Below are 480 nucleotides of genomic sequence, written 5' to 3' on the forward strand. Positions count from 1 at the left end.
ATTAATTAATCTACTATCCGACTTAGAAACTACCGGCTTTCCTTCTTCATAATATAAAAAATCTTTCAAATAACCCCACCCCTTTATAATCTAATATTTATATATATATTTGTAATATATATAGGTTATGACTTAATTTAAAATACATTTTAATATTATAAAATATATGTGCTGTAGCCGATGTTCAAACATATAACTTTATTCTATTACCTATATAAACTTCTATTGGAAAATTTCAATTAAATAAATAAGCATAATAAACACATTATCAATATAATTTTTGTAATTTACACAATACAAATGTTTTATTTTATTCTATATATATATTCTTAGTACTAAATCCATAATAAAAGCCTACTTTAGATGCTTATAGTACATATTAGTATTCCTTATTTCTTCAAAGCATTTTTGTGTAATCTTATTGTTTTTATATATTTTTACCTATTAAATCCATAATTTATGACTATATGAGCCTATATG

Source organism: Clostridium sp., from assembly GCF_036643715.1.
Lineage (GTDB): Bacteria > Bacillota > Clostridia > Clostridiales > Clostridiaceae > Clostridium.